Source organism: Kitasatospora sp. NPDC036755 (assembly GCF_040636595.1).
In the GTDB taxonomy this organism is placed as follows: domain Bacteria; phylum Actinomycetota; class Actinomycetes; order Streptomycetales; family Streptomycetaceae; genus Kitasatospora.
In genome coordinates, this window is record NZ_JBEZUT010000042.1 from 15,090 (window position 1) to 37,610 (window position 22,521).

16 protein-coding genes and 1 tRNA gene are annotated in these 22,521 nt (G+C 73.2%); 6 read left to right on the top strand and 11 right to left on the bottom strand.

Translation table 11 applies throughout. From position 1 onward, the window contains the following. Positions 1-185 precede the first annotated feature (185 nt). Entirely contained in the window at positions 186-2,054 is a 1,869-nt protein-coding gene (gene lepA / locus AB0E96_RS09395) for a translation elongation factor 4 (protein ID WP_359820551.1), read from the bottom strand. Between the two features lie 190 nt (positions 2,055-2,244). Between lepA and AB0E96_RS09400 the strand changes: the two genes are divergently transcribed. From AB0E96_RS09400 to AB0E96_RS09410, 3 genes are all read left to right on the top strand, one after another. Next, positions 2,245-2,550 carry an antibiotic biosynthesis monooxygenase gene (locus tag AB0E96_RS09400; protein ID WP_359820553.1) on the top strand — a complete coding sequence of 102 codons (306 nt, stop codon included), beginning with the start codon at positions 2,245-2,247 and terminating at the stop codon, positions 2,548-2,550. Between the two features lie 189 nt (positions 2,551-2,739). Then, the gene (rpsT, locus tag AB0E96_RS09405) at positions 2,740-3,009 is read left to right on the top strand and encodes a 30S ribosomal protein S20 (RefSeq protein WP_350566336.1); all 270 of its coding nucleotides are present in this window, start codon (positions 2,740-2,742) and stop codon (positions 3,007-3,009) included. A 481-nt stretch (positions 3,010-3,490) separates the two neighbouring features. Beyond that, entirely contained in the window at positions 3,491-4,153 is a 663-nt protein-coding gene (locus AB0E96_RS09410) for a hypothetical protein (RefSeq protein ID WP_359820556.1), read from the top strand. A 24-nt stretch (positions 4,154-4,177) separates the two neighbouring features. Here AB0E96_RS09410 and holA read toward each other — a convergent pair whose 3' ends face one another. Continuing rightward, complete coding sequence (holA, locus tag AB0E96_RS09415; RefSeq protein WP_359820559.1) at positions 4,178-5,176, bottom strand: DNA polymerase III subunit delta; 999 nt, start codon at positions 5,174-5,176, stop codon at positions 4,178-4,180. Between the two features lie 94 nt (positions 5,177-5,270). Here holA and AB0E96_RS09420 point away from each other — a divergent pair, with 94 nt between their 5' ends. Next, positions 5,271-5,564, top strand: coding sequence for a hypothetical protein (locus tag AB0E96_RS09420; RefSeq protein ID WP_359820561.1), 294 nt, complete (start codon positions 5,271-5,273; stop codon positions 5,562-5,564). Positions 5,565-5,721: 157 nt separating this feature from the next. Here AB0E96_RS09420 and AB0E96_RS09425 read toward each other — a convergent pair whose 3' ends face one another. Together AB0E96_RS09425 and AB0E96_RS09430 are read right to left on the bottom strand one after the other, a co-directional pair. Continuing rightward, positions 5,722-8,067 carry an FtsX-like permease family protein gene (locus AB0E96_RS09425; RefSeq protein WP_359820564.1) on the bottom strand — a complete coding sequence of 782 codons (2,346 nt, stop codon included), beginning with the start codon at positions 8,065-8,067 and terminating at the stop codon, positions 5,722-5,724. Positions 8,068-8,212: 145 nt separating this feature from the next. Continuing rightward, positions 8,213-8,959, bottom strand: coding sequence for an ABC transporter ATP-binding protein (locus AB0E96_RS09430; RefSeq protein ID WP_359820566.1), 747 nt, complete (start codon positions 8,957-8,959; stop codon positions 8,213-8,215). Positions 8,960-9,101: 142 nt separating this feature from the next. On the opposite strand from AB0E96_RS09430, the gene AB0E96_RS09435 reads away from it, so the two are divergent. Both AB0E96_RS09435 and AB0E96_RS09440 read left to right on the top strand, forming a co-directional pair. Beyond that, positions 9,102-10,316 (top strand): histidine kinase, encoded by a 1,215-nt coding sequence (locus AB0E96_RS09435; RefSeq protein WP_359820569.1) that lies wholly within the window; start codon positions 9,102-9,104, stop codon positions 10,314-10,316. Beyond that, on the top strand, positions 10,313-11,017 hold the full coding sequence (locus tag AB0E96_RS09440) for a response regulator transcription factor (protein ID WP_359820571.1): 705 nt from the start codon (positions 10,313-10,315) through the stop codon (positions 11,015-11,017). The genes AB0E96_RS09435 and AB0E96_RS09440 overlap by 4 nt, the downstream gene beginning before the upstream one ends. Before the next feature lie 273 nt (positions 11,018-11,290). Here the strand turns inward: AB0E96_RS09440 and AB0E96_RS09445 are convergent, their stop codons facing one another. The 7 genes from AB0E96_RS09445 to AB0E96_RS09475 all read right to left on the bottom strand — a co-directional run bounded on the left by AB0E96_RS09445 (position 11,291) and on the right by AB0E96_RS09475 (position 22,178). Beyond that, positions 11,291-14,065 (bottom strand): ComEC/Rec2 family competence protein, encoded by a 2,775-nt coding sequence (locus tag AB0E96_RS09445; RefSeq protein WP_359820574.1) that lies wholly within the window; start codon positions 14,063-14,065, stop codon positions 11,291-11,293. Between the two features lie 56 nt (positions 14,066-14,121). Continuing rightward, positions 14,122-14,802, bottom strand: coding sequence for a helix-hairpin-helix domain-containing protein (locus AB0E96_RS09450; protein WP_359820576.1), 681 nt, complete (start codon positions 14,800-14,802; stop codon positions 14,122-14,124). 545 nt (positions 14,803-15,347) lie between these two features. Beyond that, a complete protein-coding gene (locus tag AB0E96_RS09455; protein ID WP_359820579.1) occupies positions 15,348-16,193 on the bottom strand; it encodes a DegV family protein in 846 nt (281 codons plus the stop codon). 83 nt (positions 16,194-16,276) lie between these two features. Beyond that, positions 16,277-17,140 carry a hypothetical protein gene (locus tag AB0E96_RS09460; RefSeq protein ID WP_359820581.1) on the bottom strand — a complete coding sequence of 288 codons (864 nt, stop codon included), beginning with the start codon at positions 17,138-17,140 and terminating at the stop codon, positions 16,277-16,279. A gap of 379 nt (positions 17,141-17,519) precedes the next feature. Then, entirely contained in the window at positions 17,520-20,408 is a 2,889-nt protein-coding gene (gene leuS / locus AB0E96_RS09465) for a leucine--tRNA ligase (RefSeq protein WP_359820584.1), read from the bottom strand. 303 nt (positions 20,409-20,711) lie between these two features. After that, positions 20,712-22,007, bottom strand: a complete 1,296-nt coding sequence (locus AB0E96_RS09470) for a hypothetical protein (RefSeq protein ID WP_359820587.1) — start codon at positions 22,005-22,007, stop codon at positions 20,712-20,714. Positions 22,008-22,105: 98 nt separating this feature from the next. Further along, a tRNA-Ala gene (locus AB0E96_RS09475) sits at positions 22,106-22,178 on the bottom strand. Between the last annotated feature and the right edge of the window lie 343 nt (positions 22,179-22,521).

Consider the following 22,521-nt stretch of genomic DNA (forward strand, 5'->3'; position numbering starts at 1 on the left):
AGATGAGCGGCACCACCACCGGCCGACGGATCGTCGTCCTGGGCGCCGGATCGAGGCCGCCGACCGACCCCGGACGGCCCAGGGAACGCCGAGGTCGCCGGAGTCGCGGAAACGGCCCCGGGAACGCCGGAAGGGCCCGGGCGGGTGCCCGGGCCCTTCCGGCGGGCGTCACCGCCGCCCTGCCGCTACTTCTTGTCCTTCGGCGCTTCGGCGTCGGTGGACAGCGCGGCGATGAAGGCCTCCTGCGGGACCTCCACGCGGCCGACCATCTTCATCCGCTTCTTGCCTTCCTTCTGCTTCTCCAGCAGCTTCCGCTTGCGGGAGATGTCACCGCCGTAGCACTTGGCGAGGACGTCCTTGCGGATCGCGCGGACCGTCTCGCGGGCGATCACCCGGGAGCCGATGGCCGCCTGGATCGGCACCTCGAACTGCTGGCGGGGAATGAGCTTCTGGAGCTTGCCCGCCATCATCACGCCGTAGCTGTAGGCCTTGTCCTTGTGGACGATCGCGGAGAAGGCGTCCACCGCGTCGCCGTGCAGCAGGATGTCGACCTTGACCAGCTGGGCGGTCTGCTCGCCGATGGGCTCGTAGTCCAGCGAGGCGTAGCCGCGGGTCTTGGACTTCAGCTGGTCGAAGAAGTCGAAGACGATCTCGGCGAGCGGCAGGGTGTAGCGCAGCTCGACGCGGTCCTCGGACAGGTAGTCCATGCCCTGGAGGTTGCCGCGGCGGGACTGGCAGAGCTCCATGATCGCGCCGACGAACTCGTTGGGCGCGAGGATGGTGCCGCGCACGACCGGCTCGTACACCTCGGCAATCTTGCCGGCCGGGAACTCGCTCGGGTTGGTGACGGTGTGCTCGCTGCCGTCCTCCATGATCACCCGGTAGATCACGTTGGGGGCGGTGGAGATCAGGTCGAGGTTGAACTCGCGCTCCAGGCGCTCCCGGATGATCTCCAGGTGCAGCAGGCCGAGGAAGCCGCAGCGGTAGCCGAAGCCGAGCGCGACCGAGGTCTCCGGCTCGTACACCAGGGCGGCGTCGTTGAGCCGCAGCTTGTCCAGGGCGTCGCGCAGCAGCGGGTAGTCCGAGCCGTCCAGCGGGTAGAGACCGGAGAACACCATCGGGCGCGGGTCCTTGTAGCCGCCGAGCGGCTCGGTGGCGCCCTTGTGCATCGAGGTGATCGTGTCACCGACCTTGGACTGCCGGACGTCCTTCACACCGGTGATGATGTAGCCCACCTCGCCGACGCCGAGGCCGTCGGCGACCTTCGGCTCGGGCGAGATGACGCCGATCTCCAGCAGCTCGTGGGTGGCGCCGGTCGACATCATCGCGATGCGCTCGCGCTTGGTCAGCTGGCCGTCCACGACACGGACGTAGGTGACCACGCCGCGGTAGGCGTCGTACACCGAGTCGAAGATCATCGCGCGGGCCGGGGCGTCCTTGACGCCGACCGGGGCCGGGATGGTGTTGACGATGTGGTCGAGGAGGTCCTCGACGCCCAGACCGGTCTTGGCGCTGACCTGGAGCACGTCGGAGGGGTCGCAGCCGATGATGTGGGCGATCTCGGCCGCGTACTTCTCCGGCTGGGCGGCCGGCAGGTCGATCTTGTTGAGGACCGGGATGATCGTGAGGTCGTTCTCCAGCGCCAGGTACAGGTTGGCGAGGGTCTGCGCCTCGATGCCCTGGGCCGCGTCGACCACCAGGATGGTGCCCTCGCACGCGGCGAGGGAACGGGACACCTCGTACGTGAAGTCCACGTGACCGGGGGTGTCGATCATGTTGAGGATGTGCGTCGTCCCGGCGTTCGGCCCGGTCTTCGGCGCCCACGGGAGGCGGACCGCCTGCGACTTGATGGTGATGCCGCGCTCACGCTCGATGTCCATGCGGTCGAGGTACTGGGCACGCATCTGCCGGGGGTCGACGACGCCGGTGATCTGCAGCATCCGGTCTGCGAGCGTCGACTTGCCGTGGTCGATGTGGGCGATGATGCAGAAGTTGCGGATCAGCGCCGGGTCGGTACGGCTGGGCTCTGGCACATTGCTGGGGGTCGCGGGCACCTTGGTCCGATTCTCCGTTGGTCCGGGGCCGGGGGTGTCCTGGTCATCGCTGACCGGTTTTCCCGGGGACCGGACAGTCTCGTCCGATCGAAATAGTTCCTCCCATCCTCCCACGACCGCGGCCGGGGGCGCCGTCCGGGACTCTCCGGGGGCTTCCGCCCGCCGGGGCACGGCTCCAGGATGGCCTCCCATGATCCTGGAAAGCGCACTGCTCGACGTCCTGCCCGGCCGCGAGGAGGAGTTCCTCGCGGCCTTCGCCGAGGCCCGCCCGCTGATCGCCGGCCGGCCCGGATTCCGCTCGCTGGCACTGCGGCGGTGCCTGGACGAGGGGCGCGGCTCGCGCTTCCTGCTCCAGGTGGAGTGGGAGACGCTCGCCGACCACACCGAGGGGTTCCGCGGCTCGGCCGAGTACCGGCGCTGGCGGGAACTGCTGCACCACTTCTACCGGCCGTTCCCGGAGGTCGAGCACTACGGGGAGCCGGTGCTGAGCGCCTAGACACGCCATGGGTGCCGTTCCGCTCCCGGGCCGTCGTCCGCCGGACGGGGCCCCCTCCGGTTTGGGACGGGCAGCGGGCCCCTGGTAGCGTGGGCTGCTGCACCTGGCCTCGGCCTGCCCTCTCAGCCGGACCGACGGCCACCGGGTGCAACCCCGTTCAGCAACTTTCAGACAGACTGAGGCTCCTTCGTGGCGAACATCAAGTCCCAGATCAAGCGCAACAAGACCAACGAGAAGGCGCGCCTGCGCAACAAGGCCGTCAAGTCCTCGCTGAAGACCGCCCTGCGCAAGGCCCGTGAGGCCGCTGCCGCCGGCGAGACCGAGAAGGCCACCGAGCTGGCCCGCGCCGCCTCCAAGGCGCTGGACAAGGCCGTGAGCAAGGGCGTCATCCACGCCAACCAGGCCGCCAACAAGAAGTCGGCCATCACCAAGCGCGTCAACGCGGCCGCCCAGGCCTGACGCCCCCCGGGGGCTGTGCCCCCACCGCTTCGGGACGACCCGGCCCTCTACCCGGACCCCCGAGGCGCGCGAGACTCGCACCGCACGCGGCCTGCGTTCGCCACGCGGGTGCGGTGCAACGAAGCAGTGCGGCAGGCGCCGCAGCCGGCCTCTTCCCCGAGGCCCGCTGCGGCGCCTGTCGCGTTCCGCGGTCCGGCCGCTATGGTCGGTCGGGTCCGAGCGGGATGCGGGGAGCATCCCGGCGCCAGGCCCAGGGGGGACCTCCATGACGACGCCACCGCCACCACCACCGCCGGTACCGAACGGGCCGGGGTACGGCTTCCCGCAGCAGCCGCCGGGCCCAGGCGCGCACCACCTGCCGGGCGCCGCGGGCCCCATGGGCGCGCCGGGCCCCACGGGCCCCACGGGCGCGGCCGGTTTCGGCCCGCCGCCGGGGCTGCCCACCGCGCCCGGCACGGCTCCCGGTACGGCTCCCGGCCCGGTGTCCACCGGGCCGGCCCCCAGGAACGCCGGGAACCTGCGGCGCAACGCCGTCTGGGCCTTCGTCGGCGCGGTAATCGTCTCGGCCGGCTGGACCGCCGCCGTCCTGGCCGTCCCCGGACTGGTCAGCAGCGAGTCCTCACCGCGCGGCCTGAACGGCTACCACCTCTCCGACGACTTCTGCACCACCGGGAAGCCCGCGAAGATCCTCCAGACGTACTCCGTCTCGGACACCTCCGCGCCGACCCACCACTCCGACCGGCACCCGGCCCTGGACAGCATGAGCTGCTCGATGTCGCTCAAGCGCACCGGCGGCAACAACGACAGCGAGTACGCCTCCCTGTTCTTCCGCACCGACCTCCACAAGGCGATCAACCCGGCGCCCGAGCAGGAGGCCAACAAGGAGCTCTACCGGGGGCGCGGCTACCAGGTCACCGACGTCGCGGGGCTCGGCGAGGAGGCGTACTACCTGTACAAGGACGACGGCTCGGACCAGTACCACAGCGTCTACGCCGAACTGGACGTCCGCGACGGCGGGATGACGTACTACATCAACTACACGGCCAGCTACACCCAGGGGAAGGGCAAGCCGCCGTCCAAAGACGAGCTGCGCGGCGCCCTCCAGTCCGACGCCCAGGACGCCCTCCGGGCGATGAGGAAGTAGGGCCCCGGGGCGGCTCGCGCCGGCTCAGTACGCGGGCCGGGAACCGGCCCGGGCGGCCCGGGCGACGGCGACCACCGCGCGCTCCAGGGCGAACGCCGGGTCGTCCGAGCCGCCCTTGACGGCGGCGTCGGCCTGGGCGATCGCGGTCAGCGCGGTGGCCACCCCGTCGCCCGTCCAGCCGCGCATCTGCTGACGGACCCGGTCGACCTTCCACGGCGGCATGCCGAGTTCGCGGGCCAGGTCGGCCGGGCGCATGTTCCGCCCGACGCTCGCCAACCGGCCGATGCTGCGCACGCCGGAGGCCAGCGCGTAGGTGATGCCGGTCGGCGGCTGGCCGACGGCCAGCGCCCAGCGCAGCCGTTCCAGCGCCTCCGCGGCCCGGCCGGTGACGGCCAGGTCGGCCACCTCGAAGCCGGTCGCCTCGGCCCGGCCGCTGTAGTAGCGGGCCACCACCGACTCGTCGATCGTGCCCTCGACGTCCGAGGTCAGCTGGCTGCACGCGGCGGCCAGCTCGCGCAGATCGCTGCCGAGCGCGTCCAGCAGGGCCTGGCAGGCCTCCGGGGTCGCCGAGCGGCCCAGGGTGCGGAACTCGCCCTTGACGAAGGCCAGCCGCTCGTTCGCCTTGGCCAGCTTGGCGCAGGCCACCTCGCGCCCGCCGGCCTTGCGCCCGGCGTCCAGCAGGCCCTTGCCCTTGGCGCCGCCGGCGTGCACCAGCACGACGATCACCTCGTCGGCCGGCGCCTCGATGTACGCCTTGACCTCCTTCACCGACTCGGCGGAGAGGTCCTGCGCGGCCCGGACCACGATCACCTTGCGCTCGGCGAACAGCGACGGCGTGGTCAGCTCGGCCAGGCCGCCGGGCTGCAAGCCGCCGGGTGGGAGGTCCCGCACGTCGGTGTCCGGGTCCGCCGCCTTCGCCGCCGCCACCACCTGGGCGACCGCGCGGTCCAGCAGCAGCTCCTCCTGGCCGACCGCGAGGGTCAGCGGGGCGAGCAGGTCGTCGGGTGCACTCTTCCTGGCCATCGCCTACCAGCATCCCACGGGCCGCCGACACTCCCGACAGACCGCGGGCACTCCCGCCCGACGGAGCGGGCGGCCCGACCTGGACAATGGCCGGGTGAGCGAGAACCCCACCACCGACCTCCCGGACGTCGACGACCCGTACGCCCGGCAACTGCTCGTCCTGCCCGACCGTGACACCGCCGAAGAGGCCGCCGAGGAGCTCGGCGCCACCCAGCCCGACCTCGGCGAACTCGAAGTCGTCCGCGACGCGCTCGCGGGCGAGGACGACGCCGAGGACGCCCAGTGGCTGGTCGTCGCCGAGGCCCCGGAGAACGGCTGGACCCCGGCACTGCTGCACGCCCTCGACACCCTCGTCTCCGGCTACGAGGGCTGGCGCGAGGAGGCCTGAGGCGCTGCGCGCCCGCCACCCCGCGCCTCCCCCGCCCCCTCAGGGGCCGGCTCGACCACCACGGCGAGCCGGCCCCTGCCATCGCCCGGCCGCCCGTGAGTGCGGCGGCCGACGGCTCGGCCCGGTCCTACTCGGTCCTGCTCGGTCCTGCTCGGTCCTACTCGGTCCGCAGCGCGTTGGCGGTCCGGGACCGTGCCGCCCAGCCGGCCGGCAGCGCTGCCCCGAGCAGGGCGATCACGACCCCGGCGGCCAGCAGCGGAAGGAGCAGCCCGGGGGTGTAGACGTGGGTCACGCTCGGTGGCAGGTGCCGGCCGATCGCGTTCCCCATCGGGGACTGTGTCGCCTTCTCCACCACGACCCCGAGCGGCACCCCGATGAGTCCGGCGATCAGGCCGGTGAGTGTCGCCGAGGTCAGAACCATCGTGATGGTCTGTCCGGGCGTCATCCCGAGGGCCTTGAAGATTCCCATGTCATGGATCCGCTCCCGGGTGTCCTGCACGACCATGCTCAGCACCCCGACCGCGGCGACCGCGGTCAACATCAGCGTGAAGACCGCCACCAGGGCGCCCATGATGATCACTACGAGGTTCTTGTCGGACGAATTCGTCTGGACCGAGGCGTTCAGCGGGGTCAGCGCGGCGGCGGCCGAGGTGGACCAGTCCTTTCCGCTGACGTTCGAGGCCAGCTCGACGTTGAACTGGTCGATGTGCGGGGTCAGTCCGGCGGCGGTGAAGGTGGCCGCATCCGTCATGGCCGTGTAGTCGGTCCCACGGGTGTCGAAGTTGATGCCGACGACCTTCAGTGACAGTCGCTTGTTCTGCTGCACCACGGTGATGTCGTCACCGACGTGGATCCCCATCGCCGAGGCCAGTTTGTCGCCGACCACGGCCTCGCCAGGCACCGAGTACCAGCGACCGGACAGCAGCTCCATGTTCGTCCAGGAGAAGTCGCCGCTGACCGTGTACACGGCCGGCGGTTCGCCGCCGATCGGCGCGCCGACCATGGTCGCCCCGCTGTCGCCCCAGCCGAACGCGGCCTTCGTGCCCGGGATCCTGGCGAGCGCGTCGGCCACCTTCGCGACATCCAGGTCCGCGTGGCGCGGATCGTTGGGGCCGTAGAGGCCCCAAGGCTCGCCCACGTCGGCTGTGGGTATCACGATCCTCGCCGCGACATTGAAGCCCGAACTCATAGAAGTGACCTGGTACTTGCTGAACGCGGTCCCCATCCCCACCGCGAAGGTGACGCCGACCGTGCCGAGCAGCACCGCCGCACCGACCAGTACGGCCCGGGCCGGCCGGGCGAAGGGCTGGGCCAGCCCCAGCGACACGGCCCGGGGCAGCGGCAGCCGCGAGGCCAGACGCTGCACGGTCCGACCGCGCCCGGCCTTCGGGGCGCGCCCGACCACCAGGGCCTGAACCGCCGGCATCCGGCCGGCCCGCAACGCCGGGACCGAAGCCGTGACGCCGACGATCAGCAAGGTGCCCAGCGACACCACGGCGCTGACCCACGACGGAATCGCGGCACTGCCCGCGCCGAGCTGCTTGCCGGCCTCGCCCAGGATCGGCATGGCCAGGAGATTGCCGAAGACCGTGCCGAGCACCACGCCGAGCGTCGCCGGGATCACGGCCTGCGCGGTGTAGGCGCGGGTCACCTGCGAAGGGGTGAAGCCCAATGACTTCAGAATCCCGATGCGCCGGACTCCCGAGGCCACCGCGCCGCTGACCACGATCGCGATGATCAGCACGGACAGGACCAGCCCGAGGATTCCGAAGGCGACCAGGAACGGCACGAAGGCCTTGGCGTTGCCGGTCACCTGCTGTTCCGCGGTCAGATACGACTGTCCGTCCACGACCGCGCCGGCCGGCACGGCGGCGGCCACCGCCTGCTTGCCGGTGGCGATGTCGGCGTCGGTCCCGGCCTCGGCGAACCGGTAGAGCATCTGCTCGTCGGTTCTGGCCCCGGCAGCGGTCAGCCGCGCGAAACCGTCGGCGGTGGCGAAGCCGGTCGCACTGTTGGTCACCGAGTTGGCGAAGCCGACGACCTTGAACGACGGCTTGCCCGGCAGGGAGGAGAACACCACCGAAGAGCCGAAGCAGGCGTCGGCGTAGTTGTTCGCCGGCAGGGCGATCTCGCCCGGGCCGGTCGGCCAGCGCCCGTGGGTCAGCAGCAGCTGGTCCATCCCGGAGGTGCTGGCCAGGTCGGGCCGGGTGGTGACGGTGACCGGATGGTTGTCGTGACCGGCCCAATCGGTCACAGGGCAGTCGGTGCCGACGGCCGTGTCCAACGCGGCGGCGATCGGGTACGGCCCGGCCGCCTCGGTGACACCGGCGGCGTGCGCGGTGGCGGCGGTCTGCGCGGCCGTGACCTTCGAACCGTCGAACTGGACCGCCAGGTGCGCCCCGTTCCGGGTGTCGAAAGCGTGATCGAACGGGGCCTGCACGGCGGTGAGCAGGCCGAGGGAGAGCACTGACGACATCACAGCGGTGCACGTCGTCACCACCATGACGAGGGACTGCACCCGACGCCGGCCCACGCCGGACCGTACGACCTTGCCGAGCGCGCTCACCGGCTCACCGCCGGGAGCACGCGGGCCATGACGTGGAATCCGGCCTCGAAGAGGCGCCAGGGCATCGGCGGCTTGCGCAGCGTCATCCGACCGCTCCCGCCGGACGGGTCGGCCGCGGGTGGGCGGCCGGGCCGGCACCGCTGCCGCCGTTGACGACGTCCCGCACGACCGCACCGTCCACCAACTCGACGGTGCGGTGCGCGGTGGTGGCGGCCAGCTGGATGTCGTGGGTCACCAACAGGATGGTCTGGCCCTCGGCGTTCAGGTCCAGCAGCAGCCGGCGCACGTCCTCGACCGAGCTCGAGTCCAGCGCGCCGGTCGGCTCGTCGGCCAGCAGCACCGCCGGCCTGTTCATCAGGGCCCTGGCCACCGCCACCCGCTGCCGCTGGCCACCGGACAGCCGCTGCGGATAGGCCCCGGCATGCCGCTCTATCCCCAGCGAGCCGAGCAGCTCGACGGCCCGGCGCTTCGCCTCACCCCTGCCCATCCCGGCCAGCTGCGCCGGAACCATGACGTTGTCCAGCACGGTCAGATCGTCGAGCAGATTGAAGAACTGGAAGACCATGCCGATCGAGGCCCGGCGGAACTTCGCCGATCCGGCCTCACCGAGCTGATCGACGCGCGTGCCGTCGACAGTGACACTGCCGCTGGAGGGCTTGTCCAAACCGGCGATCAGGTTCAGCAGCGTGGACTTCCCGCTGCCGGAATGGCCCAGGATCGCCACGCAATCACCGGACGCCACGGACAAGTTCACACCGGTCAGCACGGGCGGGCCGTCATCGTATTTCTTCGTCGCCTCGCGGACGTCGATCATCGGCGTATTCGTCATGTCCACGAACCTACGAACAGGGCGTGATCCGCCGCGTCGGCCGGCGGATGTCACCGTTCCCCGGGCCGTCGCCCCGGGGGTGTACCCCGCGTACATCCCCGGGGCGACGCGCGGAGCCGACGCCGCTGAATACGATCTCCGCATGGAAGAGCACCTCCAGCGTCTCCCGACATCGAAGCGCGTGACCTGGCTGAGGTCACAGGCCGTGGTGTCGGCCACCGCCTGCTTCTACGCGCTGATGCTCTGCTTCACGATGCCGATCCCTGAGGCCAGGCACTTCGACAGCCCGTTCTGGTTTCCCGGCCTCGGGCCCTTCCAGACGACCGGTCTGAGCGTCGTGCTCGCCCTTCCGGTTCTGCTGGTGCACCGTCTGCCGACGGCAGTCTTCGCGACGGTTCTGGGCGAAGCAGCCCTCGGCGACATCTTTGGCGCGCGACCCTTGATCGTGTTCGTCCTGCTCATCGCCTTGGGCGGGTATCTCGCCGTCCGGCGGCCGAAGGCTGCCGCCGTCGGCTCCGTCGCGGCCGTCGCGACCGCGTTCGTCAACTTCACCCACGTCAACCCCGAGGGCTCCGTCCGCGACGCGGCCCTGTGGGCCGGGCAGTACGCGTCGTGGCTCGCGGTCGCCTGGGCTATCGGGGGCGTGTACCGCAAACGCCGCGAATACCTCGAAGCCCTGCACGAGCAGAGGGCGGCCCGCGCCGTCGTCACCGAGCGGCTGCGGATCGCCCGCGAACTGCACGACAGCGTCGCGCACAGCATCGGCATCATCACCGTGCTGTCGGGAGCGGCGGCGCGGGTCGTGGACACCAAGCCCGAGCAGACGCGGCAGGCGCTGACCGGCATCGAGACCACCAGCCGCCAGACACTGCTCGAACTGCAGCGCATGCTCGGGGCGCTGCGCCGCGCCGAGCCGGACGCCGCCATGCCGCAGGCCGCTCCGCTGGCGCCGGCCGGCAGCCTGGCCGATGTCCCGGGGCTCGCCGAACGCACGGCTGACGCCGGGGTGCGGGTCCAATTGGCCTGGCGGGGCGAGCGCCGTCCGCTGGCGCCGGAGATCGAACTGTCGGCGTTCCGGATCATCCAGGAGTCGCTGACGAACGTGGTGCGGCATTCCGGTGCGCGGACGTGCCGGGTCGCGGTGGGTTACGAGCCGGAGGGTGTGACGATCGAGGTGGTGGACGACGGGGACGGCGGTCCCGGCGGGCTGGGCCGACCCAGGCACTCGGCGGCGCCCGGCGGAAGCGGCTTCGGCCTGCTCGGCATGCGCGAGCGGGTGTCGCTGCTGTCCGGCCAGTTCAGCGCCGACCGGCGGCCGGAGGGCGGATTCCGGGTGACGGCGAGGCTCCCGGCATGAGCGTGCGGGTACTGCTGGTCGACGACCAGCCGCTGATGCTGGTCGGGCTCGGGATCCTGATCGGCGGCACCGCCGACCTGGAGGTGGTCGGCGAGGCCGGCGACGGCCACGAGGCGGTGCGCCTGGTGCGCGAACTGCGGCCGGACGTCGTGGTGATGGACATCCGGATGCCGGGCATGGACGGGATCGAGGCGACCCGGCGGGCGACCGCCGAGCCGGACCCGCCCAAGGTACTGGTGCTGACGACCTTCGACGACGACGAGTACGTCTACGGTGCCCTGCGCGCCGGCGCCAGCGGATTCCTGCTCAAGAGCATGGCCCTGGACGCGATCCTGGACGCGATCCGCGTGGTGGCGGCCGGCGACGCGTTGATCGCGCCGAGCGTCACCCGACGGCTGATCGCCGACTTCGCCGGAACCTCCGCCACCCCCGCGGCCCCCGCACCCCCGGCACCCCCCGTACCGGACACCGAGCCCGACGCGGGCTCGCGTCTCCTCGCGGAGATCACCGACCGGGAGCGCGAGGTGCTGGCACTGGTCGGACAGGGGCTGTCGAACGGTGAGATAGCCGAGCGGTTGGTGATCAGCGCGGCGACGGCGAAGACCCATGTCGCGCGCCTGTTCGCCAAGCTCGAGGCTCGGGACCGCGTCCACCTGGCGATCATCGCCTACGAGAACGGACTCACGCCGGGTAGACGGTAGGGCGGGGTGAGACGAACGATCGCCGACCACGAGTTCGCCGAATGCGCGAGCTCACCCGCCCGGCCGCGGCGGGATGCCCATGCTTGTGGCTTCTTCTCGGGTTCTCCGGTTCTCCGGCGCGCTCCGGGCCTGCCCGGAGCGCGCCGGAACGTTTCTGCTGGCCCCGCACCCGCACCCCGCACCCCGCACCTCTCCACTCCTCCCACAACCCCCTACCCCATTCCCTGCCCCACGTGGTTGGTGGGAGGAGGAGAGTGCGGCGGGTCGGACGGGTCACGCGGGCGGGGCTCGCGGGACGGCCGGGGTCTGCCCAGGGCGGGTGGCGGCGGTGGATCGGGTGGCGGGGACGGCGGGCCCGTCCCCGCCACCCCCACTGATCCGGCCGACCCCGCTGGTCCCCCGATGGGCCCGCGCGTGGTGGGCGGCACGGGTGGGCTGGGCGTGGACGGCCGCGCCGAGGGTGGCCGGGGAGTCACCCGTCACCGCGATGTCCCCCTCCCGGTCGGTGCGCAGGACGGTGGCGCCGAGTGCGCGCAGGTGGTCGACCGTCCTCGGGGACGGGTGGCCGTACGAGTTGCCCTCGCCGCAGGAGATCAGGGCCAGTCGGGGCCGCAGCACGGCCGCCAGATCCCAGTCCTGATGGGCCGATCCGTGGTGCGCCACCTTCACGACGTCGGCCTTCCCCACCCGGCCCAGCAGCGCCGACTGGGCCTGCGGTTCGAGATCTCCGAGCAGTGCCATCCGTAGTCCTCCTGTCAGTGTCACCATCAGTGCGACGCTCGCGTTGTTCGGGCCCGGCGCCTCCGCGGCCGCGCCGGGGACGGGCCAGACCACCTCCCAGGCCAACTCCCGGCCGGCTGACCGCCGTTCGCCCTGGCCGACTCTCGTCAGCGGGTGCCCGACGCCTGCGGCCCAACCCGCCACCCGGGCCGCCTCGCCCGGCGGGTCGTCCAGCGTGGTTCCCTGGACCGCTCCGACCCTGCGCCCCCTCAGCACCCCCGGCACGCCCTCGACGTGGTCGGCGTGGAAGTGCGTCAGCAGCAGTAAGGGGACCTTCGTGACGCCGAGGTCGCGCAGGCACCTGTCCGCGGCGTTCGGGTCCGGCCCGGCGTCGATCACCACCGCGCTGTCCGGCTCCCCCGTCGCCAGGGCCAGCATGTCTCCCTGCCCGACGTCGCACATCACCAGTCGCCACCCCGGTGGTGGCCAGCCGGTGGCGACCCGGGCGAGCTGCGGCGGGCGCAGCAGCACGGCCAGCAGGACCGCCGTCAGCGCCCCGGTCACCAGGGCCCGCACCCAGCGCCGCCCGGCGCGCCCCGGTTCCGGAGCACGTGGCACCGGAGCACATGGCGTCGGAGCACGTGGTACCGGAGCACGCAGTACCGAACCGCCTGGCTGCGAACCACCCGACGCCGGCCGTCGGGGCAACAGCAGCGGCGCCGCCCAGCAAGCCGCCAGGACCCCCAGGGCGACCGTCGCCGTCCCGAACCACCCGCCCGGCCAACCCAGTTGACCTCCCGGCACCTCGGCACCGCGACGCGCCACCAGGGCGAGCCAGCCGACCGGCACCCCGGCCGGTTCCGCGAGCAGGCCGGCCAGGGCCGGAAGGAACGGGTGCAGGACGAGCACCCCGAAGCCGAGCAAAGTCGCCGGGGCCACGGCCGGCTCGGCCAGCAGGTTGCAGGGGATGCCGACCAGGCTGACGTGCCCGGACAGCACCACCGTCACCGGCGCGCACAGCGCCTGGGCGGCCGCCGCTGCCGCGAGCGCGCCCGCCAGGTGGTGCGGCCAGCGGCGGGCCCGCAGGGCCTCCGCCCAGTGCGGGCCGAGGACGAGCAGTCCGGTGGTGGCGAGCACCGACAGCAGGAAGCCGAACGAGCGCGCCAGGAACGGATCGAGCAGGACCAGCACCAGGACGGCCCCGGCGAGCGCGGGCACCGCCCGGCGGGGCCGGCCGGTGGCCAGGGCCAGTATGCCGATCAGCCCCGTACCGGCCGCCCGCAGCACGCTGGGCTCGGGCCTGCAGACGGTGACGAAGGCCAGTGTCAGCGCGGTGCCGAGCAGCGCGCCGGTCCGCAGCGACAGCCCGAGCGCCGCGGCCAGCCCGCGCCGCTCCGGGGTGCCGGCCTGCCCGGGCGCGCCCAGCAGCGCACCGAGGACGATCGCCAGGTTGGCCCCGCTGACCGCCACCAGGTGGACCAGGTCGGTGGCCCGGAAGGCGTCGTCGAGGTCGTCGGGCAGCCGCGAGGTGTCACCGACGACCAGCCCGGGGAGCAGTCCGCGCACGTCCAGGGACAGGCCGTCGGTGGCCGTGCGCAGGCCTTCGCGCAGCCGGCCGGCGATGCGCTGCGGCAGGCTCGGCGGCGTCAGCTGCCGGGGCTCCCCGTGCACGACCAGCAACGCGGCGGACTCCCCGCCGTGCCCCTCCCCCTCCGGCCGCACCTCGGCCTCCACGGCCAACCGCTGGGACGGGAGCACCCGTTGCCAGGGCTCGCCGTCCGCCCCTCGGGCCAGGACGGTCACCGGCGTGCGGGTGTGGACGCTCCGTCCGCCCGGGAGCACGGTGACGCGGTCGGCCACCGCGTCCACGGTGAGGAGGGTCTGCCCGCCGATGGTGCCGCCCCGGGAGGTGTGGGTCTTCGGGTCCCCCGCGACGGTCAGCTCCGCCTCCACCACCGGGGAGGGCGTGCCCGGCGCGCGCGGCCCGGCGGCCGCGGACGCCCGGGCGAGCTCCGGCAGCGGCCCCCGATGGAGGTCGGCGGTGTGCAGTGGGGTGGCGATCGCGGCGGCCGCGGCGGTGAGCAGGACGGCCGCCAGCGTCGCCGCAGGACCGTGCCGGCGCGGAACCCCCGGCCTGGCGAGCAGCAGGACGGCCACGACCACGGCGATGCCCGCCGCGGCGAGGAGGGGAGTCTCGTACCCCGGCTCCAGCCGCAGGAGCGCCGCCGTGACAGCCCAGGCCGAGACGGCGGGCAGCAACAGCCGGAAGTCGGCGCCCGGGGACCGGGGCGCGGCGCCCGGACCGACCCGTGCGGTGACGGCGGCCATGGCGGTACCTCCTTTCGGAAGCGGGAAGGCGGACGGGGACCACAGCGGCGGAGGTGTCAGAGGGTGAGCAGCGGCCGGAGCTCCGCGTACGTCCGGGCGCCGATGCCGCTGACCTGACGGAGCTGGTCGAGGGAGCGGAAGGACCCGTGCGAGGCCCGGTAGGCGAGGATGCGCTGGGCGAGGGTGGGACCGACCCCCGGGAGGGTGTCGAGCTGTTCGAGCGTGGCGCGGTTGAGACTGACGGGTGCCCGGGGCGCGGCGGGGCCAGGAGGCCCGTTCCCGTTGCCGTTCCCGACGGCCGGAGCGGGGGCGGGCACCTGCTCACCGACCAGGATCTGCTCACCGTCCGTCAGGACGCGGGCCAGGTTGAGGCTCCTGGTGTCCGTCTCCGGCAGTGGGCCGCCCGCAGCCCGCAGGGCGTCGGCCACCCGGGAGCCGCCGGGCAGGGTGTGCAGGCCGGGGAGGTGGACCCGTCCGCCGATGTCCACCACGACGGCGGCGCCGGTACCGGCGACGGCCTCGGAAGCGGAGGTACCGGAGGCACCGGAGGCACCGGGCGGGCCGGGCGAACCGGGGGCACCGGAGGAGACCGAGGCGAGCGGAGCGGAGGGGTCAGCCCCCGAAGGTGCCGCGACTGCGGCCAGCGCGGGCACCGCGACCGTCTCCGGGCGGGCCAGCCAGAAGTGCTGGACGGCGTAGCCGACGGCGAACAGCAGCAGGATGGCCAAGCCGGCCACCGCCCGCCGATCGAGGGCCAGCGCCGAAGCGAGCGGGGGGAGGGAGGAGGACCGCGGACGAGCCCCGGTCCCCGACGGATCTGCAACCGCGCCCGGATCCACCGCACCGCCCGCCTCCAGGGACGACGGCACGGCGCCGCCCGTCGGCGGCCCAGCCCCGGCCCAGGCCCCTGCCCCTGCCCCAGCCCCAGCCGCTGCCGCCCGGCGCGACTCCAGTGCGGCTGGAGGCGTCCCTGAGGAGCCCTCGGTGGGGCTCTCGAGCGGGTCGTGTTCCGGTTCGTCGACCGGTGGAAGCAGCGCCGCCATCCGCAGCCGCGCCGTCTCGTCGATCGCATGGCGCTTCGCCGCGCCCAGGCCCATGGTCGTCATGCCGAGGACGGTAGGAGTCCGCCGGCGAGCGTGCGGAAATCAACGAAACCCTGTGGATAACCAGGGGGTTGTGGATAAAAGTGTCACTCGCACGAGTGGGATGTGGAGCTTTGGATTGACATTCGGCCCACCCGATCCCAGCCGCCCGACATCGCCCCGGGCGCAGCCGCCCGCCCTCAGCGCGGCGCGACCACCACCGCCAGCAGCCCCGGCCCGACGTGCGCGCCGATCACCGCCCCCACCTCTCCCACGTACAGCTCCCGCAGCCCCGGTACCCGGGCCCGCAGCCGCTCCGCGAGCGGTTCGGCCCGTTCCTCGGCCGCCAGGTGGTGCACGGTGATGTCGACCTCCCGCTCCCCCGACCGCTCGACCGCGATCTCCTCCAGCCGCGCGATCGCCCGCGACGCCGTCCGCACCTTCTCCAGCGGCTCGATCCGTCCGCCGTCCAGGTGCAGCAGCGGCTTGACCGCCAGGGCCGAGCCGAGCAGGGCCCGCGCCGCTCCGATCCGGCCGCCCCGGCGCAGGTGTTCCAGGGTGTCGACGTAGAAGAACCCGCTGGTCCCGGCCGCCCGCGCGGAGGCCGCCTCGGCCGCCTCCGCCAGGCCCTGCCCGGCCGCGATCGCCTCGGCCGCCGCCAGCACCCCGTACCCGAGCGCCATCCCGACCAGCCGGCTGTCCACCACCCGCACCGGTACGGGCGCCTCGGCGGCGGCGAGCCGGGCGGCCTCGACGGTGCCGGACAGTTCGCCGGAGATGTGCACCGAGACGATGCCCTCCGCCCCGGCCTCGGCGGCCGCCCGGTAGGCGGCGGCGAAGGTCTCCGGGTTCGGCCGGGAGGTGGTCACCCGCTGTTTGCCGCGCAGCGCCTCGGCGACGTCCTTCGGGGAGATCTCGACGCCCTCGCTCAGCACGGAGTCGCCGACCGCGACGCTCAGCGGGACGACCGTGATCCCGTGCCGGTCGAGGGTCTCCTGCGGCAGATAGGCCGTGGAATCGGTGACAAGCGCGAGGTCGGAGGGCATGAGCCGGAGGTTACTCCCCGCCGGTCCGGGACGACAGCGCCCGGTGCGGTCACCGGGCGGAGGTCTCGCGGCGGGCCGCCGGCTCAGCCCGCCGAGGGCCCCGTCGACGGCCCGGCCGAGGGCTTGCGCAGCCGCTGTGCCAGCTTGGCCAGCGGATCGGCGAGCCCGAGCAGTTCCTCCGCGCTCGGGCGCCCCTTCCCGTCGGTCAGCCCGGCCCGGACCGCTCCCCCGGCCTTCCCGGCCGCCCGCGCGGAACCGGTGGAACCAGCCGAACCAGCCGAACCGACCGAACCGACCGAACCGACCGAACCCGAAGCAGCCGGCCCACCCGAGGCCCCCGAAGCACCGGAGCCGCCCGAGGAGGCGTCGGAAGTACCCGAAGCGGCACCCCCCGCGACATCCCAGTGCCGCAGCGCCCCCGCCTCGCTCTCGCACTCCTGGCTCAGCCGGCTCAGCTCGTCGTCCGCGAAGCGGTGCATCCGGTCCTGCGCCGCCCAGCGCATCGTCTCCGCGGAGTGGGTGATCCGCTCCGCCCGCTCGCGCAGCTCCGGCAGCTTGGCGGCGATCCGCGCGGTGTCCGGCTCCCGTTCCAGCATCCGCAGCTCGCCGTCGAGCTCGGCGGCGTGCGCGTCGAGCCGTCCGAGCAGGGCGAGTGCCTCGCCGAGCTGGCCGTCCTGCGCGAGCCCGCTCTCCAGCACCTGCCGGGTGCCGTCGAGCGAGGTCCGCAGGCCGAGCCGGACGTTGGCGATCTGCGCGGGCGGGCCGACCTTGGTGTACGTCTTGGCCTTGAGGGCGGCGGTCTCCACGGCGCGACGGGCGCCGGCCTCGTGCTTCTCGATCTTGGCGCCGACGGCCTTGGCGGCCTTCACCGTGCCGACCACGGCCAGGACCATCACCGCGACCCCGAAGAGCAGGACCAGGCCGATCATCACGCCGAACACGTCCATCGCGCGCCACCTTCCGCCGTCGTTTCCGGCCCTCACCGGGCCCAACGCGGGCCGCATCGCCGAGGGTTCCACGGTAGCCGCCGGAAGCCGCCCGGGGGCAGCCCGCGCGGCCTCCGCGAACGGAGATCAGGGTCAGATCCGGGATCTCCCCGAGGGTCCCGCGAGGGTCCCGGGCCGCCCCGGACACCGCCCGCGAGGCCGCCCCGGACACCGCCCGCGGAGGCCCGGGAACTCCCCGCACCGAACCCGCGCAGCAGCAGCAAGACGGCGCCGGGCGGGCGCCCCGGAGGACACCCGCCCGATCACTTCGCCGGAACTCCCGCGCTCACTCCCCCACCAGCGGGAGCGACAGCGGGAGCACAAGCAACGACAGCCGCACTCAGCCGGTGACGATGTTCACCAGCTTCGGAGCCCGCGCGATCACCTTCCGCACCTCGGCCCCACCGATCGCCGCGACGACCACCGGCTCCGCCAGCGCCAGCGCCTCCAGCTCGGCGTCCGAGATGCCCGGCGCGACCTCCAGCCGCGCCTTGACCTTGCCCTTGATCTGGACCACGCAGGTCACCGTCTCGTCCACCACGTACGCCGGGTCGGCGACCGGGTAGTCGGTGTGCGCCAGCGAGTCGCCGTGGCCCAGGCGGCGCCACAGCTCCTCGGCGATGTGCGGGGCCAGCGGCGCGACCATCAGCACCAGCTGCTCGGCCACGGTCCGCGGCGTGGAGCCGCGCTTGACCAGGTAGTTGTTCAGCTCGATGGCCTTGGCGACGGCCGTGTTGAAGCGCAGTCCGGCCATGTCGCCGCGGATGCCGTCGATCGCCTTGTGCAGGGCGCGCAGCGTCGCCTCGTCCGGCTCCTCGTCGGTGACGACCAGCTCGCCGGTGGTCTCCGAGACGATGTTGCGCCACAGGCGCTGCAGGAAGCGGTACGAGCCGACGACGGCGCGGGTGTCCCACGGGCGGGAGACGTCCAGCGGGCCCATCGACATCTCGTACAGGCGCAGGGTGTCGGCGCCGTACTCGTCGGCGATGTCGTCCGGCGCGACGGCGTTCTTCAGGGACTTGCCCATCTTCCCGGCCTCGCGCTTGACCGGCTCGCCCTGCCAGAAGTACTGGCCGTCGCGCTCCTCGACCTCGGCGGCGGGCACCGGGAAGCCGCGCTCGTCGCGGTAGACGTCGGCGGTGATCATGCCCTGGTTGAACAGCTTGTGGAACGGCTCGACGGACGAGACGTGGCCCAGGTCGTGCAGCACCTTGTGCCAGAAGCGCGCGTACAGCAGGTGCAGGACGGCGTGCTCGGCGCCGCCGACGTACAGGTCGGCGCCACCGGCAGGCTTGGTCTCCGTCGGGCCCAGCCAGTACTTCTCGTTGGCCGGGTCGACGACCGCCGCGGAGTTCGCCGGGTCGACGTAGCGCAGCTCGTACCAGCAGGAGCCGGCCCAGTTGGGCATGGTGTTGGTCTCGCGGCGGTACTTGCGGACGCCGTCGCCCAGGTCCAGTTCGACGTTGACCCAGGCCTCGTTGCGCGACAGCGGGGTCTCCGGCGAGGAGGCGGCGTCGTACGCGTCGAAGGTGCGCGGCGAGTAGTCGTCGACCTCGGGGACCTCGACCGGCAGCATCGACTCGGGCAGCGCGTGCATGACGCCGTCCTCGTCGTAGACGATCGGGAAGGGCTCGCCCCAGTACCGCTGGCGGCTGAACAGCCAGTCGCGCAGGCGGTAGTTGACGGTGCCCTCGCCGATGCCGCGCTCGGCCAGCCAGGCGGTGACGGCGGCCTTGGCGTCGACGACGCTCAGCCCGTTCAGCGACAGGTCGCCTTCGGAGCGGGCGGAGTCGACGATGACGGAGTCGTAGGTGCCGAACGCGTCGTCCCACTCGGCCGGGTCGGTGCCGCGGCCGTCCGTGGGCTGGACGACGCAGCGCATCGGCAGCGCGAAGGCGCGGGCGAACGCGAAGTCGCGGTGGTCGTGGGCGGGGACGGCCATGATGGCGCCGGTGCCGTAGCCCATCAGCACGTAGTCGGCGATGAACACCGGCACGGACTCGCCGCTGACCGGGTTGACGGCGTAAGCGCCGGTGAAGACACCGGTCTTGACCTTGGCCTCGACCTGCCGCTCGACGTCCGACTTGGCGGCGGCCGCGGCCCGGTAGGCGGCGACGGCCTCGGCGGGGGTCGCGGCGCCGCCGGTCCACTCGGCGGGCACGCCCTCGGGCCAGACGGCGGGGACGATCGGGTCGACCAGGTCGTGCTCGGGGGCCAGCACCATGTAGGTGGCACCGAACAGGGTGTCGGGCCGGGTGGTGAAGACGGTGATCTTCCGGTCGCCGGGGGCCGCGAAGTCGACCCGGGCGCCCTCGGAGCGCCCGATCCAGTTGCGCTGCTGCAGCTTGATGGCCTCGGGCCAGTCCAGCAGGTCCAGGTCCTCGATCAGCCGGTCCGAGTACGCGGTGATGCGCATCATCCACTGGCGCAGGTTGGACTTGAACACCGGGAAGTTGCCGCGCTCGGAGCGGCCGTCCGCGGTGACCTCCTCGTTGGCCAGCACGGTGCCCAGGCCCGGGCACCAGTTGACCGGCACCTCCTTGGAGTAGGCCAGGCGGTACTCGCCCAGCACCTCGTCGCGCTCGGCGACGGACAGCTCGGCCCAGGCGCGCCCGCCCGGGACCTCACGCGTGCCGGACTCGAACTCGGCGACCAGCTCGGTGATCGGTCGGGCCTTGCGGGCGTCCGCGTCGTACCAGGAGTTGAAGATCTGCAGGAAGATCCACTGGGTCCAGCGGTAGTAGTCCGGGTCGATCGTGGAGATCGAGCGGCGCGGGTCGTGTCCCAGGCCCAGCCGGCGCAGCTGCTGGCGCATGTTGGCGATGTTGGCCTCGGTGGAGACCCGCGGGTGGGTGCCGGTCTGCACCGCGTACTGCTCGGCGGGCAGGCCGAAGGCGTCGTAGCCCAGCGTGTGCAGCACGTTGTGGCCGGTCATCCGCTGGTAGCGGGCGAAGACGTCGGTGGCGATGTAGCCCAGCGGGTGGCCGACGTGCAGGCCCGCGCCCGAGGGGTACGGGAACATGTCCATGATGAAGCTGTGCGGCTTCGCGGCGACGTCGCCGACCGCCGGGTCGGCCAGCGCACCGGTGGGGTTGGGGGCGTGGAAGGTGCCCTCCTTCTCCCAGATGTCCTGCCAGCGGGACTCGATCTCGGCCGCCAGCGCGGCGCTGTACCGGAACGGCTCGGTCACGGTCTCGGCCGCGCCGGACGCAGGGGTCGTCTCGCTCATGGTCCTTCAAGCTCCATCGATGTCGGTTGGCGAACCGCGCAGGCGGCCGGCCCGTGGACCCCGCCCGGGACGGGGTCGGGGGCGGAAAACAAAAAATCCCCTCGCAGGAGGGGACGCCACGCCGACTCCGGCACCGCCCGAGGGCTCAGCCGGTCCTGGTCAGCGCGGCCGGCTAAGGAGCAGGCGCACGGTTCGCATGGGCTCAGGGTACCGCAAGCGGGTCGGCGGGCTGCGGGGTGCACCGCCACCCGCTCCACCGCACCGCGCCGCCACCCGCCCCACCCCACCGCGCCGCCACCCGCCCTACCGCGCCGCCGCCCGCCCCACCGCGTCGAACTCCCGCAGCGCCTTCGCCAGCCGCTCCGACTGCATCCCCGCCGCGAGCGAGCGCGCCAGCGAGGCGGTGCGGGCCGCCTCCCGCTGGTCGCCGAGCCTGCGGTGGGCCTCGGCGAGGCGCACCATCAGCAGCGCCTTGGAACGGGCCCGCCCCGGCCCGAGCCCGGCCACGGCCTCGGCGAGCAGCACCTTGGCCAGCCGGTGCTGGCCGAGCGCCAGCCGTCCCTCCCCCACCATCCCGGCGAGCCCGGCCCGGGTCTCCTCGGCGCCGGGCAGACCGTCCAGCTCGGCGAAGGCCCGGGCGGCGGCGGCCTCGGCCCGCTCGGCCTCGCCCCGGCGGCCGTACGCGCGGGCGAGCCGGCCGTACTGGCGGGCCCGGGTCGTGGGGCTGAGCGCGGCGCCGTGGGTGTCCAGGGCGGTCACGAGCGCGGAGACGGCGTCCAGCCCGCGCCCGCCGGTGCCCTGGGTGGCGAGCACGACCAGCGCGCCGAGCACCGCGACCCCGAGGCGGGGGTCGCCGCTGACGTGGGCGGCCCGCAGCGCGGCGACGAAGGCGCGCTGCGCGGCCGCGTCGTGGCCGAGGTCGTACCCGGCCCAGCCGGCCAGCCGGGCGAGTCTGCTGGCGGTGCCGTAGAGCTCGCGGCCGAGCCGTTCGTCGTACGCGCCGAGTTCCAGCAGCTTGGCCAGCATGGCGAGTTCGGCCCGGACGGGGCCGAGGACGAGGCCGCCGCCGCAGGCCCGTTCGAGCTTCTGCTTGCTGCGGTAGGACAGGCCGAGTTCGCCAGCCAGCCCCGGTTCGACGCGCAGCGCGCCCTCGCCGCCGCCGACCGGCGGTGGCGGCGAGTCGAGGCGGGCGGCGGCCTGGTCGAGGTCGGCGCCGCGGAACAGGTCGGTGAGGCGCACCGGTCCGGCGTCGGTGGCGGCCTCGCGCAGCGCGGTCTGGGCGGTGTCGGCGGTCCACGGGTCGGTGAGCAGCCGGGGCGAGAGGATCTTGGCGCCGCGGTGGCCGCCCATCCGGCCCCAGAGCTGCTCGTAGGTGACGGCGATGCCGAGGGTGCGGCTGAGCACCTCGCAGACCGCCTGGTCGTGGGGGCTGCGCGGCACCATGCCGCGATCGCGCCACTTGTACGGGGCGGTGGAGCTGATGGCGAGGCCCGGCGGCAGGGCGAGGCTCACCTCGCGGGCGAGCCGTTCCGGACTCCAGCCGAGCTGGTGGAGTATCCGGGCCAGTTCCTCGTTCCGCCTTCGCTCCAGATCGGCCATGGCACGACGGTAGCGGGATTCCGGGCGCTCCGACCGGTGGCGCGGGCAGAACGGCGAAGAGCCGCCTCCCGTTTCCGGGAGGCGGCTCTCGACTGCTGTGGAGCTATGGGGAATTGAACCCCAGACCTCTTGCATGCCATGCAAGCGCTCTACCAACTGAGCTATAGCCCCTTGACCTGCGATGTCACCGTGGTTCCCGGTTGTTTCCGGCCGTTTCCCTCGGCGACATCGACTACTTTACACGGTCCTGGGCGTGCTCCTGAAATCCGTTTCCCGAGGTCCGCACCACACGCCCCGCGCGCCCCTCCTCCCCGCGCCCCGGGAGTGCACCACCCGCCCGGGGCGCACCTCTACCGGCCGCGCGCCCCACCACCTCACAACCCGCCACCCCACAGCCCTCCACCACGCACCGCACCGCACCTCACCTCACCTCACCGCTCCGCACCGCTACCGCACCGCCCGCCGCCCGCGCGCCGCGAAGCCCGCCGCGGCCAGCGCCGCCGCGGCGGCGACC